Annotated in this window: 16 protein-coding genes; 13 read left to right on the top strand and 3 right to left on the bottom strand. The window is 37.6% G+C overall.

Annotation, left to right across the window (positions count from 1 at the left end; translation table 11 throughout):
* Positions 1–11 precede the first annotated feature (11 nt).
* The 3 genes from MNY27_RS04255 to MNY27_RS04245 are packed head-to-tail and all read left to right on the top strand — an operon-like array spanning position 12 to position 5,627.
* Entirely contained in the window at positions 12–1,178 is a 1,167-nt protein-coding gene (locus MNY27_RS04255) for an efflux RND transporter periplasmic adaptor subunit (RefSeq protein WP_152182948.1), read from the top strand.
* Positions 1,179–1,181: 3 nt separating this feature from the next.
* Entirely contained in the window at positions 1,182–4,328 is a 3,147-nt protein-coding gene (locus MNY27_RS04250) for an efflux RND transporter permease subunit (RefSeq protein ID WP_346391913.1), read from the top strand.
* On the top strand, positions 4,329–5,627 hold the full coding sequence (locus MNY27_RS04245; protein ID WP_346391912.1) for a TolC family protein: 1,299 nt from the start codon (positions 4,329–4,331) through the stop codon (positions 5,625–5,627). It begins immediately after the preceding gene.
* A gap of 1 nt (position 5,628) precedes the next feature.
* Here MNY27_RS04245 and MNY27_RS04240 read toward each other — a convergent pair whose 3' ends face one another.
* Together MNY27_RS04240 and MNY27_RS04235 are read right to left on the bottom strand one after the other, a co-directional pair.
* The gene (locus MNY27_RS04240; protein ID WP_152182951.1) at positions 5,629–6,555 is read right to left on the bottom strand and encodes an aldolase/citrate lyase family protein; all 927 of its coding nucleotides are present in this window, start codon (positions 6,553–6,555) and stop codon (positions 5,629–5,631) included.
* Positions 6,545–6,895 carry a cytochrome c gene (locus MNY27_RS04235; protein WP_152182952.1) on the bottom strand — a complete coding sequence of 117 codons (351 nt, stop codon included), beginning with the start codon at positions 6,893–6,895 and terminating at the stop codon, positions 6,545–6,547. Before MNY27_RS04235 ends, MNY27_RS04240 begins: the two co-directional genes overlap by 11 nt.
* Before the next feature lie 60 nt (positions 6,896–6,955).
* On the opposite strand from MNY27_RS04235, the gene folD reads away from it, so the two are divergent.
* From folD to trpB, 7 genes are read left to right on the top strand one after another with little or no spacing between them, the layout of a single operon-like run.
* Positions 6,956–7,813 carry a bifunctional methylenetetrahydrofolate dehydrogenase/methenyltetrahydrofolate cyclohydrolase FolD gene (gene folD / locus MNY27_RS04230; RefSeq protein WP_152182953.1) on the top strand — a complete coding sequence of 286 codons (858 nt, stop codon included), beginning with the start codon at positions 6,956–6,958 and terminating at the stop codon, positions 7,811–7,813.
* Positions 7,813–8,622, top strand: a complete 810-nt coding sequence (lepB, locus tag MNY27_RS04225; protein WP_152182954.1) for a signal peptidase I — start codon at positions 7,813–7,815, stop codon at positions 8,620–8,622. The genes folD and lepB overlap by 1 nt, the downstream gene beginning before the upstream one ends.
* Positions 8,609–9,286, top strand: coding sequence for a site-2 protease family protein (locus tag MNY27_RS04220; RefSeq protein WP_152182955.1), 678 nt, complete (start codon positions 8,609–8,611; stop codon positions 9,284–9,286). Before lepB ends, MNY27_RS04220 begins: the two co-directional genes overlap by 14 nt.
* A gap of 9 nt (positions 9,287–9,295) precedes the next feature.
* Positions 9,296–9,727, top strand: a complete 432-nt coding sequence (rpiB, locus tag MNY27_RS04215; protein WP_152182956.1) for a ribose 5-phosphate isomerase B — start codon at positions 9,296–9,298, stop codon at positions 9,725–9,727.
* A gap of 2 nt (positions 9,728–9,729) precedes the next feature.
* Positions 9,730–10,062, top strand: coding sequence for a hypothetical protein (locus tag MNY27_RS04210; RefSeq protein WP_152182957.1), 333 nt, complete (start codon positions 9,730–9,732; stop codon positions 10,060–10,062).
* A 10-nt stretch (positions 10,063–10,072) separates the two neighbouring features.
* On the top strand, positions 10,073–10,624 hold the full coding sequence (locus tag MNY27_RS04205) for an adenine phosphoribosyltransferase (RefSeq protein ID WP_152182958.1): 552 nt from the start codon (positions 10,073–10,075) through the stop codon (positions 10,622–10,624).
* Positions 10,624–11,820, top strand: a complete 1,197-nt coding sequence (gene trpB, locus MNY27_RS04200; protein WP_152182959.1) for a tryptophan synthase subunit beta — start codon at positions 10,624–10,626, stop codon at positions 11,818–11,820. Before MNY27_RS04205 ends, trpB begins: the two co-directional genes overlap by 1 nt.
* Here trpB and MNY27_RS04195 read toward each other — a convergent pair whose 3' ends face one another.
* Positions 11,821–12,723, bottom strand: coding sequence for a diguanylate cyclase (locus MNY27_RS04195; RefSeq protein ID WP_346391911.1), 903 nt, complete (start codon positions 12,721–12,723; stop codon positions 11,821–11,823). It lies immediately after the preceding gene.
* Positions 12,724–12,827: 104 nt separating this feature from the next.
* Here MNY27_RS04195 and MNY27_RS04190 point away from each other — a divergent pair, with 104 nt between their 5' ends.
* The 3 genes from MNY27_RS04190 to metE all read left to right on the top strand — a co-directional run bounded on the left by MNY27_RS04190 (position 12,828) and on the right by metE (position 16,826).
* A complete protein-coding gene (locus MNY27_RS04190; RefSeq protein ID WP_346391910.1) occupies positions 12,828–14,234 on the top strand; it encodes a leucyl aminopeptidase in 1,407 nt (468 codons plus the stop codon).
* Between the two features lie 41 nt (positions 14,235–14,275).
* A complete protein-coding gene (locus MNY27_RS04185) occupies positions 14,276–14,476 on the top strand; it encodes a hypothetical protein (RefSeq protein WP_152182962.1) in 201 nt (66 codons plus the stop codon).
* A gap of 70 nt (positions 14,477–14,546) precedes the next feature.
* Positions 14,547–16,826 (top strand): 5-methyltetrahydropteroyltriglutamate--homocysteine S-methyltransferase, encoded by a 2,280-nt coding sequence (gene metE, locus MNY27_RS04180; RefSeq protein ID WP_346391909.1) that lies wholly within the window; start codon positions 14,547–14,549, stop codon positions 16,824–16,826.
* Positions 16,827–16,848 lie beyond the last annotated feature (22 nt).

Below are 16,848 nucleotides of genomic sequence, written 5' to 3'. Positions count from 1 at the left end.
GTTACTTTTTAATGACTAGAAAAACTCTTTCATCCCTGTTCATAGCTACGGTTCTGCTTCTAAGCAGTTGTTCCCAAGAAGCAACACAGACAAAGAAACAAGAGCTCCCTCCTCTTAAAGTAAAAACAATTACCATTGAAACGAAAAGCGTGCCTATCTGGACACGTTTTACGGGAAAGACAAAAGCAAGTTCACACCAGGAAGTACGTGCTCGTGTATCTGGTGTTTTGGAAAAAGTCTATTTTCAGGATGGTCAAACTGTAAAAAAAGGACAAAAGCTCTTTAAGATCGAACAAGACCAGTATATCGCTGCACTTAATGCCGCAAAAGCACAAAAGGCACAGGATGAAGCAGCGCTCGCACTGGCAAGAGCCGATGTTGCAAGATATACACCACTTGTAAAAGAGGGGCTTGCTCCTCGGGCTACACTTGAACAGTATCAGGCAAAACTTGCCTCTTTAAAAGCTGCCATAGAGGGTGACAAAGCAAAGATAAAAGAAGCGAAAATACAACTTGACTACACAATCATAAGATCCCCAATCTCTGGACGCGTAAGTGCAAGAATGATCGATGTTGGCAACCTTGTAGGTCAAGGTGAGTCAACACTGCTGACCACCATCATGCGTATTGATCCGATTTATGCTTACTTCTCCCCTTCTCAAAATGATGTCAGAGTTATGCAAAAATACCGTGACAAACAGAATCCTGATGCTTTTATTGAGGTTGAGAGTTCTTTAGGGAACATTCGTCTTGATGGATATGTAGACTTTTCAGACAATATTGTGGACCCACTTACATCCACGATTACAATGAGAGCAACAATTAACAACCAAGAAGGAAAAATCCTTCCTGGTACCTTTGTATATGTCAATGTATTCATCACAGACCAGCATAAGTTTAAAATGATTCCACCCGAAGTAATTTTTAATGACCAACTTGGAAAATATGTTTATATTGTGGACAATAACTCCACTATAAAAAGAGCTGACATTAGCACCGGTTATTCAAATCGCTACTATGTCAGTATAGAAAAAGGCCTAAAAGATGGAGACAGAGTTATCATCTCAGCATTTATGAAACTAAAACCAGGCAGAAAAGTTGAAGCACTTGATGCGACAAAAGAAGAAGGTATTAATGCAATTTTAGAAAAAAACAATCTGATTCCAAAAAAGAGATAACAAATGTTTTCAGTAACTTTTATAAAACGGCCTATTTTAGCCATTGTCATCTCTCTGATCATTATTATAGCCGGTCTTGTCTCACTCAAAATTCTACCAATTTCAGAATATCCGGATGTTGCGCCTCCTACTGTCAGTGTAAGTGCTACTTATACAGGTGCCAATGCCTATGTGGTTGAAGATACCGTTACCCGTGTTCTTGAAGATAAACTCAATGGAATCAAAGGTGTTATCTATATGGATTCATCTTCTACATCAAATGGTCGTGCGAACATTAATGTCTACTTTCAACCTGGTTATGACATCGATATTGGTGCAGTTGATGTACAGAACAAAGTTGCCACTGCCACTGCATCTTTGCCTCCAGAGGTTGTCGCACAGGGTGTTATTGTTGATAAGAAAAGCCCTTCTATTGTCTGTCTTATTACAATTACCGGAGATGAGAGGTATGATGCAGCTTTTTTATCTAACTTCGTAAATATCAATGTTCTTGATGAAATCAAGCGTATCCCAGGTGTTGGTAAAGCTGAAAATATGGGAGAGAAAAAGTACTCTATCCGTGTTTGGCTCAATCCTGACAAGATAAAAGCCCTCGCTCTTACTCCTATGGATGTAATCAATGCCATTAAGAGCCAAAACAAGCAGGCTTCCATCGGTAAAATTGGGGGTATGCCAACATATGACAATCAAAAACAGGAATTTACCCTTACAACAGAAGGTCGTCTCTCTGATGTTAAAGAGTTTAAAGATATCGTACTCAAACGCAAAGATGATGGCTCTTTAGTCTACCTTAGTGATGTCTCACGTGTTATCTTGGGAAGTGAGAGTTATGATTGGAATGCCATATCAGATAAAAAACCGGCTGGTCTTATCGGTGTATATCAACTAGGTGATGCAAATGCCCTTGAGATTAGAGAAAAGCTTCAAGAGACGATGGAGCGACTTGAGCGTCGCTTTCCTGATGGAGTTCACTGGAATGTACCATACGATACAACAAAATATGTCAAAGTGGCTATTAACAATGTTGTAACCAATCTTTTTATGGCAGTTGGTCTTGTAATTCTCATCATCTTTATATTTTTGGGATCTTGGAGACCTACAGTTATCGCTTCTGTTGCTATACCGGTTTCACTGATTGGTACTTTTGCCATTATGTATTTAGCAAACGGCTTTTCCATCAACTTCTTAACACTTTTTGGACTTATCTTGGCCATTGGTATTGTTGTTGATGATGTTATCTTGGTTGTTGAAAATGTTGAGGTCATTTTAGAAAAAGAGCCTGATTTAACAGTCCCTCAGGTTGTCAAAAAAGCAATGATTGAGCTTATTGGTCCGATTATCTCAACAACTCTTGTTTTAGTTGCTGTTTTTGTGCCTGTTTCTATGCTTCCGGGTATCACTGGTTCTCTCTATCAACAGTTTGCCCTGACTATCTCTTTTTCTGTAATGATCTCTTCGCTCAATGCACTGACCCTCTCACCGGCACTGAGCTCTATCATTATCAAAAGAAGAAAAAAAGGCGAAAAGAAGTTTATCTTCTTCCAAAAATTCGACGATATTTTTGACAAGATTACCAATAAATATAAAGTAATCATTACCTTTTTCATCAAAATTCGCTACATTATGCTTGGCTTGATCGTTGGAATTTTTTATCTAACCTATTATCTTTTTACACTTATTCCTACAGGATTTGTACCTTCAGAAGATAAAGGGGTATGTATTGTATCTGTCAATTTAAAGTCGGGAACCTCCCTCTCACAAACCACAAAGCTGAGAAAAATTGTAGAAAAAAGACTCTATACTATAGATGAGATTGAAAACGTTATCATCGTAGATGGATATAATATCATTACATCTTCACTTGACAGCTCTTCAGTTGCCATGTTTGTATCTTTAAAAGACTGGAAAGAGAGAACAAAACCCAACCAAAGTGTTGATGCCATTATTTTTAAAATTAAAAAAATTACTATGGATATAAATGATGCAAATATTGCAGCATTTAATCTTCCGGGAATTCCTGGCATCGGTGCAGTTGGCGGATTTGATTTTAGACTGCAGGATTATCTCTCAGGAGATATAACCAACTTAAAACATTATGCAGATGAGATCATAAAAGAAGCTTACAAAGATCCTCGAATTGCTTATGCCTATACAACCTTCTCAAGTAACTACCCAATGTATGATATTAAAATCGACAGAGAAAAGGCCAATGCTTTAGGTGTCAATATATCAGACCTCTTTACGACGATGCAGATCTATCTTGGTTCTGTATATGTGAATGATTTTACAAAGTTTGGTAAGGTTTTCCGTGTCTTTGTTCAAGCTGACAAAGAGTACAGAAGTGCAAAAGAGGATATCGATAAGCTCTTTGTAAAAAACATCAACAATAAAATGGTGCCGCTGAACGCTCTGATTGAAGTAAAAGAGATTATAGGTCCACAAAATCTTTCTCATTATAATATGTACAGAAGTATTCAGATAAATGGTGAAGCAGCATCTGGCTACTCTTCAGGTGAAGCGATGCAGGCGATGGAAGAGATTGCACAAAGAGTCTTGCCATCCACCTATGGTTACGAATGGTCAGGAATGAGTTATCAGGAAAAACTCGCAGGCAATGCACAGATTTATGTCGTCATATTTGTAACACTTGTTGTATTTTTGGTACTCGCAGCCCAGTATGAAAGTTGGATATTACCGCTGATGATTTTACTCTCCGTGCCTATGGTAATCGCAGGTGCCGTTGCAGGGCTGATTTTCATGGGCATCCCACTCAATACCTTTGCACAGGTTGGACTAGTGCTGCTTGTAGCTCTTGCTGCCAAAAATGCTATTCTTATTGTCGAGTTTGCAAAAGAGCTGCGTGAGAAAGGCAACAACATTACTGAGGCAGCTATCAATGCAGGAAAACTCCGTTTTCGTGCCATCATGATGACGATTTTGTCATTTTTATTCGGTATCTTTCCACTTGCTTTTGCAACAGGTGCCGGTGCGATTACACAGATATCTATCGGTGTTGTTTTGATGTTTGGTATGATAGCTGCCACTTTCATATCAACACTCATAGTTCCAGTTCTTTATGTACTTTTGGAGACGATGCGTGAGAAATTTGTCAGTATTGAAGATGAAATAGCAAGAAGGGAGTCACTTTAAATGAAATTTACTGTCATAAAAGCTATACTGCTTCTTTTCATAGTTGCATCATTACAGGCAAAAGAGGTCTATAATCTTGATCAGCTTATAAAGCAGGCACTAGAGAAGTCTCCAGATTTACAAATCAAGATGAAAGAGTATGAAGCTTCACGCAAACGAACAGACAAGATGTTTGGTTACTATCTGCCAAAAGTAGATATTCACGCAGCTGCCGGAGAGATATCTTCAGGAGACATTCCAATCTTTCCAAATTATAAACAGCAAGAAACACTGCTTATGGGAACTGTTTCACTCAAACAGCTCATTTATGATTTTGGAAAGACCGGTGGCAGTTTTGAGAGTTCAAAATATATGCAAGAGTCTTACAGTATGAACAATCTACAAAGCATATCTGATAAGATCAGAGAAGTAAAAAGTGCTTACTATGATGTACTGCGAGCAATGGCACTCATGAACGTTGCGCAAGAGAATCTCAAACTTAACGAATCACAACTCTATCGTGCAAAGAAATACTATGCAGCAGGTATCCGAACAAAAATTGATATCTCTGATGCAAAAGTCAATGTTATCCAAGCACAGATAGATCTCAAAAAAGTCCACTATAAAAGAAAACTTGCGTATGAGAACCTTGATAAGGTTATTGGTATTACAGATATTGAAACACCGTATGTCATCCAAGAACAAAAGCTTAATCTTGATGATATCTTTGCAACGCTGACACCTTATGATATGGATTTAAAAGACTCGGTTGCCTATGCTTATGAACACAGATACAGCATAAAACAGCTTAGCTCTACACTCAAAGCATCAAGCCAAAATATACGTACAGCACAATCAGAATATTTTCCATCACTCTATGCAAGTGTAAACTACACAAGACAAGAACTGAGTGATCCAAAAACAATTCTTCCACAAACACAATGGCAAGCACTTGTAAACCTTGACTGGAATCTATACCAAGGTGGTTCAAGCAGTGCCAACATTGAAGAAAAGCGCATACAGGAACAGATATCAGAGGCAAAGCTGGAGTTTTTAAAACTGCAGATAAAAAAAGATGTAACAGAGGTCTATCTCAATCTCAATGAATCAAAAGACAGAGTAGAACTCTCAGAAGCACTCCTACGAGCTTCCATAGAGAAGTTTAATCAGGCACAAAAACGTTATGCGAATGGTCTTTCTGACTATATTGAACTCCAACAGGCACGTCAAAGCTACATCGATGCAAAATCATCTTTGGTAATTGACTATTACAACTACTATGATGCTTTGGCAAGAATGTATAATGTGATAGGGATGTAAGTTATTTCCCTTCACTCTCGAGCAGTTTTAGAGCCCCTTTGTAGATGGGCTCATCAATAAACCCATACTCTTCATCACTAAAACCGGTTATTCTCTCATCTCTATGCATTTCAAAAAGTTTGACAATGACCTGCGCTCTTTTTATCTCTTCTTCTTTATTGACAAATGTTTTTCTCGCTAAATCCACCTGTTTTGGAGAGATACATCCTTTTGCATCATAGCCCATACTCTGTTCAAGCTCAAGCCATTTTTCAAATGTATCCAGGTCCTGGTACTCCTGAAAAACAAAGGAGACAGGTTTGACACCCATAGCACGTGAGCTAATGAGAAAATGTGAAAGCATATAGTGCATTGTCGGATTCTCAAGTGTGATAATGCTCTGAGGCAGTCCCATATCAGTAAAAAGATCCAATATGCCGAGATAAAAACTTGTTACTCTTTTATTGACTGCCAAAGTGGAGAGATTATGCCAAGCCTCAGCTGTCTCGATGGAGAGATGCAGTTCTATATCATCATTTAAAAGATGTAGAATATCCCGTACCTCTTTCTCATTTTTAATCTTTGGTACACGAATAGCATCAGGCATAAACTGATTTAAGTAGGTTATCTCTTCATAGCCTCCTTCATCAAGGGCATTCACTCGTACTATAAGCTTTTTGTCACATTTTTTGAGCCTGCTTAAAAAGATAGCTGCCAAAACAAGTGCAAAAGGTTTCTCCTCCTGTGAGACACCATCTTCAAGATTCAAGATTACTGCATCACACTCTAAAGACTCTATCTTTTTAAGATGTTTTATCTTATTTGCTGAGAGCATCAATGGTGCTGTGAACCTTTTACTTCTGTTTTGTTCTCTGAATGTCGGTTTTGCCAATGCATCCAAAGCAGTTAAATCTCTTGCTTCATATGCTTTTTCTATCTCATTGAACATCTTTTGCCCTTTTTGCATCATTTTCATGCAGATAAAAATAGAGTGCTTCTATCTCTTTTGGAGTTAGATAATAACGAGGCATTCCTTTTTTTCGTGTCGTGAGCGCCTTATAGAACTCTGTGTATTTGATGTTGTTTATCTTCGGGCCGATAAAGCTCTTTTTTTTCTTTTTATGGACATAGTTTGCAATGATCTTTCCTTCACCGTTCTTGCCATGACAGAGCCCACATGCAATACCCCGTGGATTTTTATAGAGTTGTTCTGCATATTCAGACTGTGTAATAAAACTGCTTGTGGCAAAAAGAGGTATACTTAAAAGTAAAAAGAGAATATATTTCATTATTAGCCTAATATTATTTTAAAAAGGTATAATATCAAAAATATTATTTATGAGGTTTAAATGCAGATTCTTGATGGTAAAGCTCTTGCGCAAAAAATAGAAAAAAATGTTGCTTCTGAAGTTGTTAAATTAAAAGAAAACACAGGAAGAACACCTGGTTTAGCAGTAATTTTAGTCGGACAGGACCCTGCAAGTGCAGCTTATGTAAATATGAAGAAAAAAGCATGTGACCGTGTTGGTTTTTACTCTGTAACACATGAGATGCCTGAAGATATCTCACAAGAAGCAATTGAAAACACTATCACAATGATGAATCAAAATCCAAACATTGACGGTATCTTGGTACAACTCCCTCTTCCTCCACAAATTGATACTACAAAAATTTTAGAGTTGGTTGATCCTAGTAAAGATGTTGATGGATTCCATCCATACAATGTTGGGCGTCTCGTTACAAACCTTGATGGTTTTGTTCCATGTACTCCACTTGGTGTAATGGAGCTTTTAGCTGAGTATAACATCGACGTAAAGGGTAAAAACTGCTGTGTAGTTGGAGCTTCAAACATTGTAGGAAAACCTATGGCATCACTGCTTTTAAATACAGATGCAACCGTTGAGATCTGCCATATCTTTACAGATGATCTCAAAAAGCATACACTTCAAGCAGACATCATTTTTGTAGGTGTTGGTGTTATCAACCTCATTAAAGAAGATATGCTAAAAGAGGATGCTATCATCATAGATATCGGAATCAATCGTACAGAGAACGGTAAGCTAGTCGGTGATGTCGATTTTGAAAATGTTGCACCAAAATGCTCTTATATTACACCTGTCCCTGGTGGTGTCGGACCGATGACAATTGCAATGCTTTTGAGCAACACTCTAAAAGCGGCAAAATTACATGCAGATAAGAATGCTTAATGAAGAACTTTTTACATAAAGCATACAAATGGTCTAACTCATGGACAGGGACCATTATCATTGTCCTTTTCATCATCTTCTTTGTTGCACAGGCATTTCGAATTCCTAGTGGCAGTATGAAAGACTCTTTACTCATTGGAGACCATCTTTTTGCAAAGAAGTTTGCTTACGGAATCCCTATGCCGTATATCCCATTTTTAGAGATTCCTGTCATTCCATGGAGCAAAGAGCTTAAAATTCTTAATGGTGACACTCCAAAACGTGGCGATATTGTCATTTTTCGCTATCCTGGCAATATCAAACAGCACTTTGTAAAACGCTGTGTTGCTCTACCTGATGATGAACTTTTCGTAGCAGAGAAAAATCTTTTTATCCACTTCCATGAAGGTGATGAGTGGATTAAAGAACACTACAAAGGTTATGAAATAGCACTTTTTGCAGGAAAACTCTGGGTGAAAAACCCTTATATGAAAAAGCATCCAGGTATTCATCATGATGCAAAGATCATCAATGATGGAAATTTTCCAATTCCTATCTTCTACATGAACCCTATCAAAGTAGAAAAAGATCACTACTTTATGATGGGTGATAATCGTGACCACTCTAATGACAGCCGTTTTTGGGGTTCCGTTCCGTACGAGAACATTGAGGGTACACCATGGTTTATCTACTTCTCAATTGATAAGAACTGGAAGATAAGATGGGACAGAGTGGGTAAAACTCCTATGGATCTAGAACAAGAACCTTACCTGAAAAAAGCGATTCAAGAAAGAGAAAGAGAATACAAAGAGTATTATGGAATTACTTGATATATTCAAAATTGCAGGTGCTATTTTAGCACTTGCTATTGCCATTATCGGTCATGAGATTATGCATGGTTGGGTTGCCTATATGTATGGTGACTCAACGGCTAAAAATGCAGGACGTCTTACTATTAACCCACTTTCTCATATCGATCTGGTTGGTACTATCATTGTCCCTGCGGCACTCTACTTTTTACCACTGCTTATGGGTAGTGGAGGTGGATTTTTATTTGGTTGGGCCAAACCTGTACCGATTGATATGTACAAAGTTATCCAGCGTGGTGGCTACAATGCTGCCATACAAGTGGATTTAGCAGGAATTGTTTACAACTTTACACTTGGAGCTTTTGTAGCTATTGGGCTTACAGCAATGAGCGCACCAACAAGTGCAGACTCATTATTCTATATATTTTTCTATATTTTTATCTATCAACTGCTTATTATCAATATTGTACTGGGAGTTTTCAATCTACTTCCTATTCCACAGTTTGACGGTGGGCACTTTTTAATGCATCTTGCGTTAAAATACAAAATAAACTCTATTGCAGAGTTTTACTATAAATATGACAGATATGGTATGATTATTGTACTTGTTCTTTTAATGACACCACTCAGTCAATACGTGCTGTTTATGCCCGTACAGTTTATTATTAGTCTATTACTATCATAAGGAGAGAGAATGAAATTTTATATTGGAACAGACCATGCCGGAATTGAGCTTAAGGACTGGACTGTTGAGCTGTTACGTGCAAAAGGCCATGAGGTAGAAGATTTTGGCCCTTATACAAAAGATAGAGTTGACTACCCTGACTATGCACATAAAGTGGCAACTGCAGTACTAGCGGATAAAGAGTCTCAAGGGATTTTAATCTGTGGTAGCGGAATTGGTATGAGCATGGCAGCGAACCGTCATGCAGGCATTCGTGCTGCACTTTGCCACGATGCCTATACGGCGATGGTCGCACGTGAACATAATGATGCAAATATTCTTTGCTTTGGTGAACGCATTGTAGGAAAGGGTGTTGCTGAGTCCATCATTGATGCATGGCTTACAAATGGCTTTGAGGGTGGACGCCACATTCAAAGAGTCGAGAAGATAGAGGCAATTTAAGTATGTTTTGGGAATGGTCGCTTTTAACACTTCTCTCAATTGTCTCAATCTATCTCTTTGTAAAGATGTTTTACTTTAAAAGTATTACAAACAAAGAACAAAGAAGTAATGATCTGATGAAGCTCACGCTTCAAGAGGCTGAGATACTCATTCGTAAATATCAGATTCAACTCCAACGTGCACTTGGGAATGTTGATATTTTAACAGAAGAGCTGACCAAACTTAGAAATGAACTTAAAGTACTTAAACAGAGAAACTCTAAACATAGACAAGAAGTTGATCGTCTCAATGCCAAAATAAAAGCATTAGAGAGCAGAATTGATGCCCTACTCTAAGGAAGAAAAGATGAAGACACTCACGCAAAAAGAGAGACAAATAATAGAAAATTCCATCCGTGATATTAAAGATTTTCCAAAACCTGGAATTATCTTTAAAGATATAACTACCCTACTCAATAATAAAGAGGCTTATGGTGCTTTAATGAAGCACCTGTATGAACGTTACAAAGAGTATGATCTAGACTACATTGCAGGTATTGATGCACGTGGTTTTATCTTTGGTGCCGCACTTGCACAGATGCTTGGTCTTGGTTTTGTTCCTATTCGAAAAAAAGGAAAACTCCCATACACGACTATTAGTGAAAAGTACTCTTTGGAGTATGGGTTTGATGAGATAGAGGTACATATCGATGCTTTTGGTGAGAAAAAAGATGCCCGTGTGCTTATTATGGATGATTTGATTGCAACCGGTGGTACTGCCAATGCAGCTGCTACACTTATCAATCAAACAGGTGCGACATGTGTTGAGTGCTGTTTTGTCATAGGGCTGACATTTCTTGATGGCATCGAAAAATTAAAAGAAAAAACGCAAGTTTATTCACTTATAGAGGTTAATTAATGTATATACCAACTGCTTCAAAATTTGATCCGGATGAGCGCGGACACTTTGGAATTTTCGGTGGACGCTATGTCCCAGAAACTCTTATGCCTGCACTTTTAAAGTTGCGTGAGGAGTATGATGCAATACGTTTTAATAAAGATTTTTGGGCTGAAGTTGACTATTATCTAAAAGATTATGTCGGTCGTCCTTCTCCACTTTACTATGCAGCAAATATCTCTAAAGAGCTTGGTGCAAAAGTTTACCTAAAAAGAGAAGATTTGAATCATACGGGTGCTCATAAAGTAAATAATGTGATCGCCCAAGGACTTATGGCGAAAAGATTAGGCTATAAAAAAGTTATTGCAGAAACCGGTGCCGGTCAGCATGGTGTGGCAACTGCTACAATTGCAGCTCTTTTAGACTTAGAGTGTGAAATCTTTATGGGTGCAAAAGATGTTGAGCGTCAAGAGTTAAATGTTTTTAGAATGAAACTTCTTGGTGCAAAGGTAAATTCTGTAGAGAGTGGAAGCCGTACTTTAAAAGATGCAATGAATGATGCAATAAGACACTGGGTAACAAATGCACGAGATACCTTTTATATTATCGGTACTGTTGCAGGACCACATCCCTACCCTATGATGGTAAGAGATTTTCAAGCTATCATCGGTTGGGAAGCACGTGCTCAAATACTTGAAAAAGAGAATCGTCTGCCTGATCATATAATAGCGTGTATTGGCGGTGGATCTAATGCTATTGGAATGTTTCAGCACTTTTTAGAAGATGAAGGTGTTGAGTGTATCGGAATTGAAGCCGGTGGACTTGGGATTGATGATAAAAATGGATGTAGTCTTCAAAAAGGACGTCCAGGAGTACTGCATGGACAGATGAGCTACCTACTTCAAGATGAAGATGGACAGATTTTAGAGGCTCACTCTATATCAGCAGGTCTTGATTATCCAGGAATCGGCCCTGAACATGCTTTTCATCATGACAATAAATCTGTTACATATGACTATATCACAGATCAAGAAGCCCTTGATGCTTTTGTATGGCTGAGTCAAAAAGAGGGAATCATTCCTGCATTTGAATCATCTCACGCAGTAGCATATCTTAAAAAACTGCCAAATATCAAAGATAAACTTATCATCGTAAACCTCTCAGGTCGTGGAGATAAAGATATGATTCAAGCCAAAGATCTACTACACTTTGACTAACTAGACTATATGGATTTTTCCATAGGTCTGTTTTTTCGCTTCGCCAAGAGCATATTTTGCTCTCTCTATAACCTCTTTTACATCATCATCTTCAGTAAAAGAGGTTATACCAAATGCCAACTCAGGTTTAATTCCCTTCATTACTTCCACATTTGCAAGTTTGGCTTTGAGTTTTTTCGTAATAAATTCAGAGGCAGAGACACTTGTATTTGTCAGTAAAATGATAAAATCAGACCCTGCCCATCGTGCAAGTACATCCGACTCACGAATAGATGACTTAAGAGCCTTTGCAAACTGTGAGATAACCTTCTCACCCTTTTCAAGTCCAAAGGTACCTATGAGTTTGTCGATATTTAAAAGACTGAGATAAATAAGTGTCGTATCTGTTTTATATCTATTAAAATAATTTATTTGATGGCGTAAAATAGCCTGCATATGCATTTTTGATGTTAATTTTGAGAGTTGGTCAACTGTTGCCAAATTTGCAAGTTTATCAACACGCAGTTTATACTCACGCAGCTTAGAAAGCTGTTCACAATGATAATCAACCCGAGCAATAATCTCTTTTGAGTCAAAAGGTTTTTTAATATAATCAGAAACACCCGTACTAAAGCACTCTTCTAACATTTTTCGACTATGCTCTTTAGAACTGTCCATATAGACAACAGGTATTTTAAGAACCATATCCACCTCAGAAAGCTGTAGCACATCTTCTACTGCGACATAGTTGATATAAGAGTTAACCAAAATCAAATCAAATTCATCTACTTGAAGCTCTAGACTTTTAAAGCTCTCTGTATCTAAAATAGCTTTGCAAGCATATCCTACTTTGGAAAGAATCGTGTCTAATACCTCAAAATTTTGCTCATTTAATTCTATTATTAAAATTTGTTTATTTATCATAAAAAAGATTTTATCATAAATAATTTTTTTATGAAGTTAAATCACTTTCGTTTCTATTATTTTGCTACTATATAAAAAATAAATTACTAAATGGAACAAAAAAGATGAATATACAACTTATCAATAAAAAAGTATTTGATACAAAAAACAATCTTACTCTGAAACTGATTACAGCAGAGAGACTTGAGAAGGCAAAATTCAAAAAAACACTGAAAAAAGCAGGGTTTCAAGCAGAACAGGATTCTCTTTGTGCAATGCATGGTAAATCACTTCTTTTTTGTGGTTTAGAGAACTATGATGCTGAAAACCTACGTACTGCAGCAGCTACAACTGTAAAAGCAATAAAAAGTTATGACTACAAATCAATTTCAGTTAATGTAGATAAAAACAGTATTCAAGCGATCATTGAAGGATTTGTTCTAGGTGGATATGAGTTTAACAACTACAAATCAAAGGCAAAAAAGATAAAGATTAAAAATCTCTATCTTACATGTGAGAATGTTGAAGAACTTTCAGCACTTTTTGAAGAAGCACTCATTGTTGCAGAAGCTACATGTTTCACACGTGATTTAGTAAATACTGCACCAGATGATATGTACCCAGAAGTAATGGCGAAAGTTGCTAAAAAACTTGCACGTGAGAATGGTCTTTCATGTGATGTTTTAGGCAAACGTGAGCTCAAAAAAGAGAAATGTAATGCAATGCTTGCGGTTGGTCGTGCTTCTCGTCATGACTCAAAGCTCATCCATCTTGCATACAAACCAAAAAATGCAAAAAAAACCATCTCTCTAGTTGGTAAAGGTCTCACTTATGACAGTGGTGGTTTAAGCTTAAAACCTGCAACCAGTATGGTTACTATGAAAATGGATAAAGCAGGTGCATGTGCAGTTCTTGGCATTATCAAGGCTGTAAGTGAGTTAAAACTTGATATCGAAGTGCATGCATTTGTCGGTGCAGTTGAAAATATGATAGGCGGTGATGCTTATAAACCGGATGATGTACTTGTCTCACGTAAAGGCGATACGATTGAAGTACGTAATACCGATGCTGAAGGACGTCTTGTTTTAGCAGATGTACTTGACTATGCACAAGACAGAACAAAACCGGACTACCTTTTTGACTTTGCAACACTTACGGGTGCCTGCATGGTAGCACTTGGACAATACACCACAGGTGTTATGGGACACTCTAACAGACTTAGACATGACCTCAGTAAAGCTGCAACAAAAGCAGGAGAGCTTACAGCAAGCCTACCATTTAACAAACACCTTAAAAAACAGCTTAAAAGTGAAATAGCAGATATCTGCAATATCTCCAATAAACCTTACGGTGGTGCTATCACTGCGGGACTCTTTTTAGATAATTTCATCAAAGAAGAGAACAAGAACAAATGGCTTCACTTTGATATCGCAGGAAGCGCATATACAGAAACTCCTTGGGATGTCAATGTTCACGGTGCAACAGGTGCAGGTGTACGATTTATGACACAATTTTTGAAAAGTATAAAATAGTTGTGATATAATTTCAAAAATTTGTTAAAAAGGAGAGAGTAATGGCACTCAATGAACTGTTTGCAGCTACAAAACAAGCACTGCTCAACAATACAAAACCATGCCATTGTCATCTCTTCTTTACGATAAAATCAAAACTTATGATTTTACTCAACCACTACATTCCAAGATGCCCATACTATACAGTATGTTTTGCATTTCGTCGCAGTGGTGTTCACCCTCCTCTAGCAATATCCCTTTAATAATCAAACAATCTTAGAAAAACAAACAAAAAAATATTGTCAGAAATGACACAAAACAAAGGATATTGTGATGTCAAAAAATAGTTATGTAGTAGGATTTCCAAGAATTGGAGAACAAAGAGAACTCAAGTTTGCACTTGAGAGCTACTGGAGTGGTAAAAGTGACTTTAGTGAAGTTACAAAAGTTGCAAGTGAGCTAAAAAAGAGACACTGGACATACCAGAGAGAAGCAGGTATTGAATATATCAGCTCAAATGATTTCTCGCTTTATGATAATATGCTTGATACTTCTGTACTTTTTGGTGTAATTCCGGAGCGTTTTAAAGGTCTAAAAGACGAAGAGCTTTACTTTGCAATGGCTCGTGGGAACAAAGAAGCAACTGCCTGTGAAATGACAAAATGGTTTAACACAAACTACCACTACATCGTACCGGAACTCTCAAAAGAGATGCAGTTCAAACTCAATGCAAATAAAATCATCAACGAATACAAAGAAGCAAAAGCAGCAGGATTTAAGACAAAGATTAATATCATAGGTCCACTTACTTATCTAGGACTTTCAAAAAGAGCTGACGGTGGTGATGTTTATGAGTTTTTTGCAAAACTTCTGCCACTTTATGAGGAACTTTTAGCCAAGATAGCAAAGCTTGATGATGAAGTAGTTGTGCAGATAGATGAGCCGATCTTTGTAAAAGATTTAGATACAAAAGTACTCTCTTTAATCAAGCCAACATATGATAAACTTGCACTCATATCAAATAATATTAAACTCTCAGTTGTAAGCTATTTTGAACACTCAAGCGAAGCTACAAAAATCCTTGTAAACACGCCTATTTGGGCTCTTGGACTTGACTTTTTATATGGCGAAGAGAATTATGATTCACTGGGTATTATTGCAGACTCTGGAAAAACACTCATCGCAGGTGTTGTAGATGGAAGAAACATCTGGAAAACAGATATAGAAGCAACGCTTGCCAAGCTTGAAAAAATCGCAAATGTTGTTAAAAAAGAAAATATTCTTGTAGGTTCATCTTCTTCACTTTTACATGTTCCTTTCACGCTTAAATATGAAGAGAAAATGGACAGTGAAGTAAAAAACTGGTTAAGCTATGCCATTGAAAAACTTGATGAAATTTCTCTGCTCTGTAAAATATTTTTTGATGGAGAAGCTTCCCTCTGTGAGGATGAGAAAAAAGCACTTATCTTAAACAAAGAGGCAAATATCTCACGCAGAAGTTCAAAACGCATCCATGATGAAAAAGTACAACAAAGAGTAGCAACAGTTACAAAGTTAGAGAGAGACGGTGCATATGAGGAGCGTATCAAAATTCAAAAAGAGCTTTTAGGGTATAAAGAGCTTGCAACGACTACTATCGGCTCATTTCCGCAAACTCCAGAAGTGAGACATGCAAGACGTGAATTTAAAAACGGTAATCTCACGCAAGATGCTTACACGCAAGAGATGAAAAACTACATTGATGAATGTATAGCATTTCAAGAGGAGTGCGGACTAGAGATCTTAGTTCACGGTGAGCCTGAGAGGAATGATATGGTTGAGTACTTTGGAGAGCAGCTGCAAGGATACGGATTTAGCCAAAACGGTTGGGTACAGAGTTATGGAAGTCGCTGTGTAAAACCTCCGTTTATCTATGGTGATATCAGCCGTCCAAAGGCAATGACCGTTGACTGGATCACGTATGCACAAAGCAAAACGGACAAAATCATGAAAGGAATGCTGACAGGGCCTGTCACAATCCTAAACTGGTCTTTTGTGCGTGATGATATGCCAAGAAGTGAAGTAAGCAAACAAATCGCACTTGGAATCTGTGATGAAGTTGATGATCTGCAAAATGCAGGCATTAAAATCATTCAAGTCGATGAAGCTGCCTTTAAAGAGGGGTATCCGCTGAGAGACTCAAAGGTCCAAGCGTACGAAGATTGGGCGGTGAGAGATTTTAAACTCTCTGTGAGCTCTGCAAGAAAAGAGACACAGATCCATACACATATGTGTTACAGTGAGTTTAATGACATCATTGCAACCATTGAAGCGATGGATGCTGATGTTATCTCAATCGAGACGGCAAGAAGTGGCAATGAACTACTCAAAATCTTTGCAAAAGTCGGCTATAAACAAGAGGTCGGTCCGGGTGTCTATGACATTCACTCTCCACGTATTCCATCAATTGAAGAGATAGTGGCACAGATCCACTCACTTCTAGAAGTTCTACCAAAAGAACAACTCTGGATAAACCCTGACTGTGGATTAAAAACACGTAAGTGGGACGAAGTAAAACCAAGTCTTAAAAATATGGTTGAAGCGGTTAAAATCGTAAGAGAAGAGTTACAATAAAAGAATAGAAGAAGTCCTTTTT

It is taken from the genome of Sulfurimonas sp. NWX79, from assembly GCF_039667035.1.
Lineage (GTDB): Bacteria > Campylobacterota > Campylobacteria > Campylobacterales > Sulfurimonadaceae > Sulfurimonas > Sulfurimonas indica.
The sequence above is the reverse complement of the archived record's forward strand: the minus strand, read 5'-3'. Positions and strand labels throughout refer to the sequence as shown.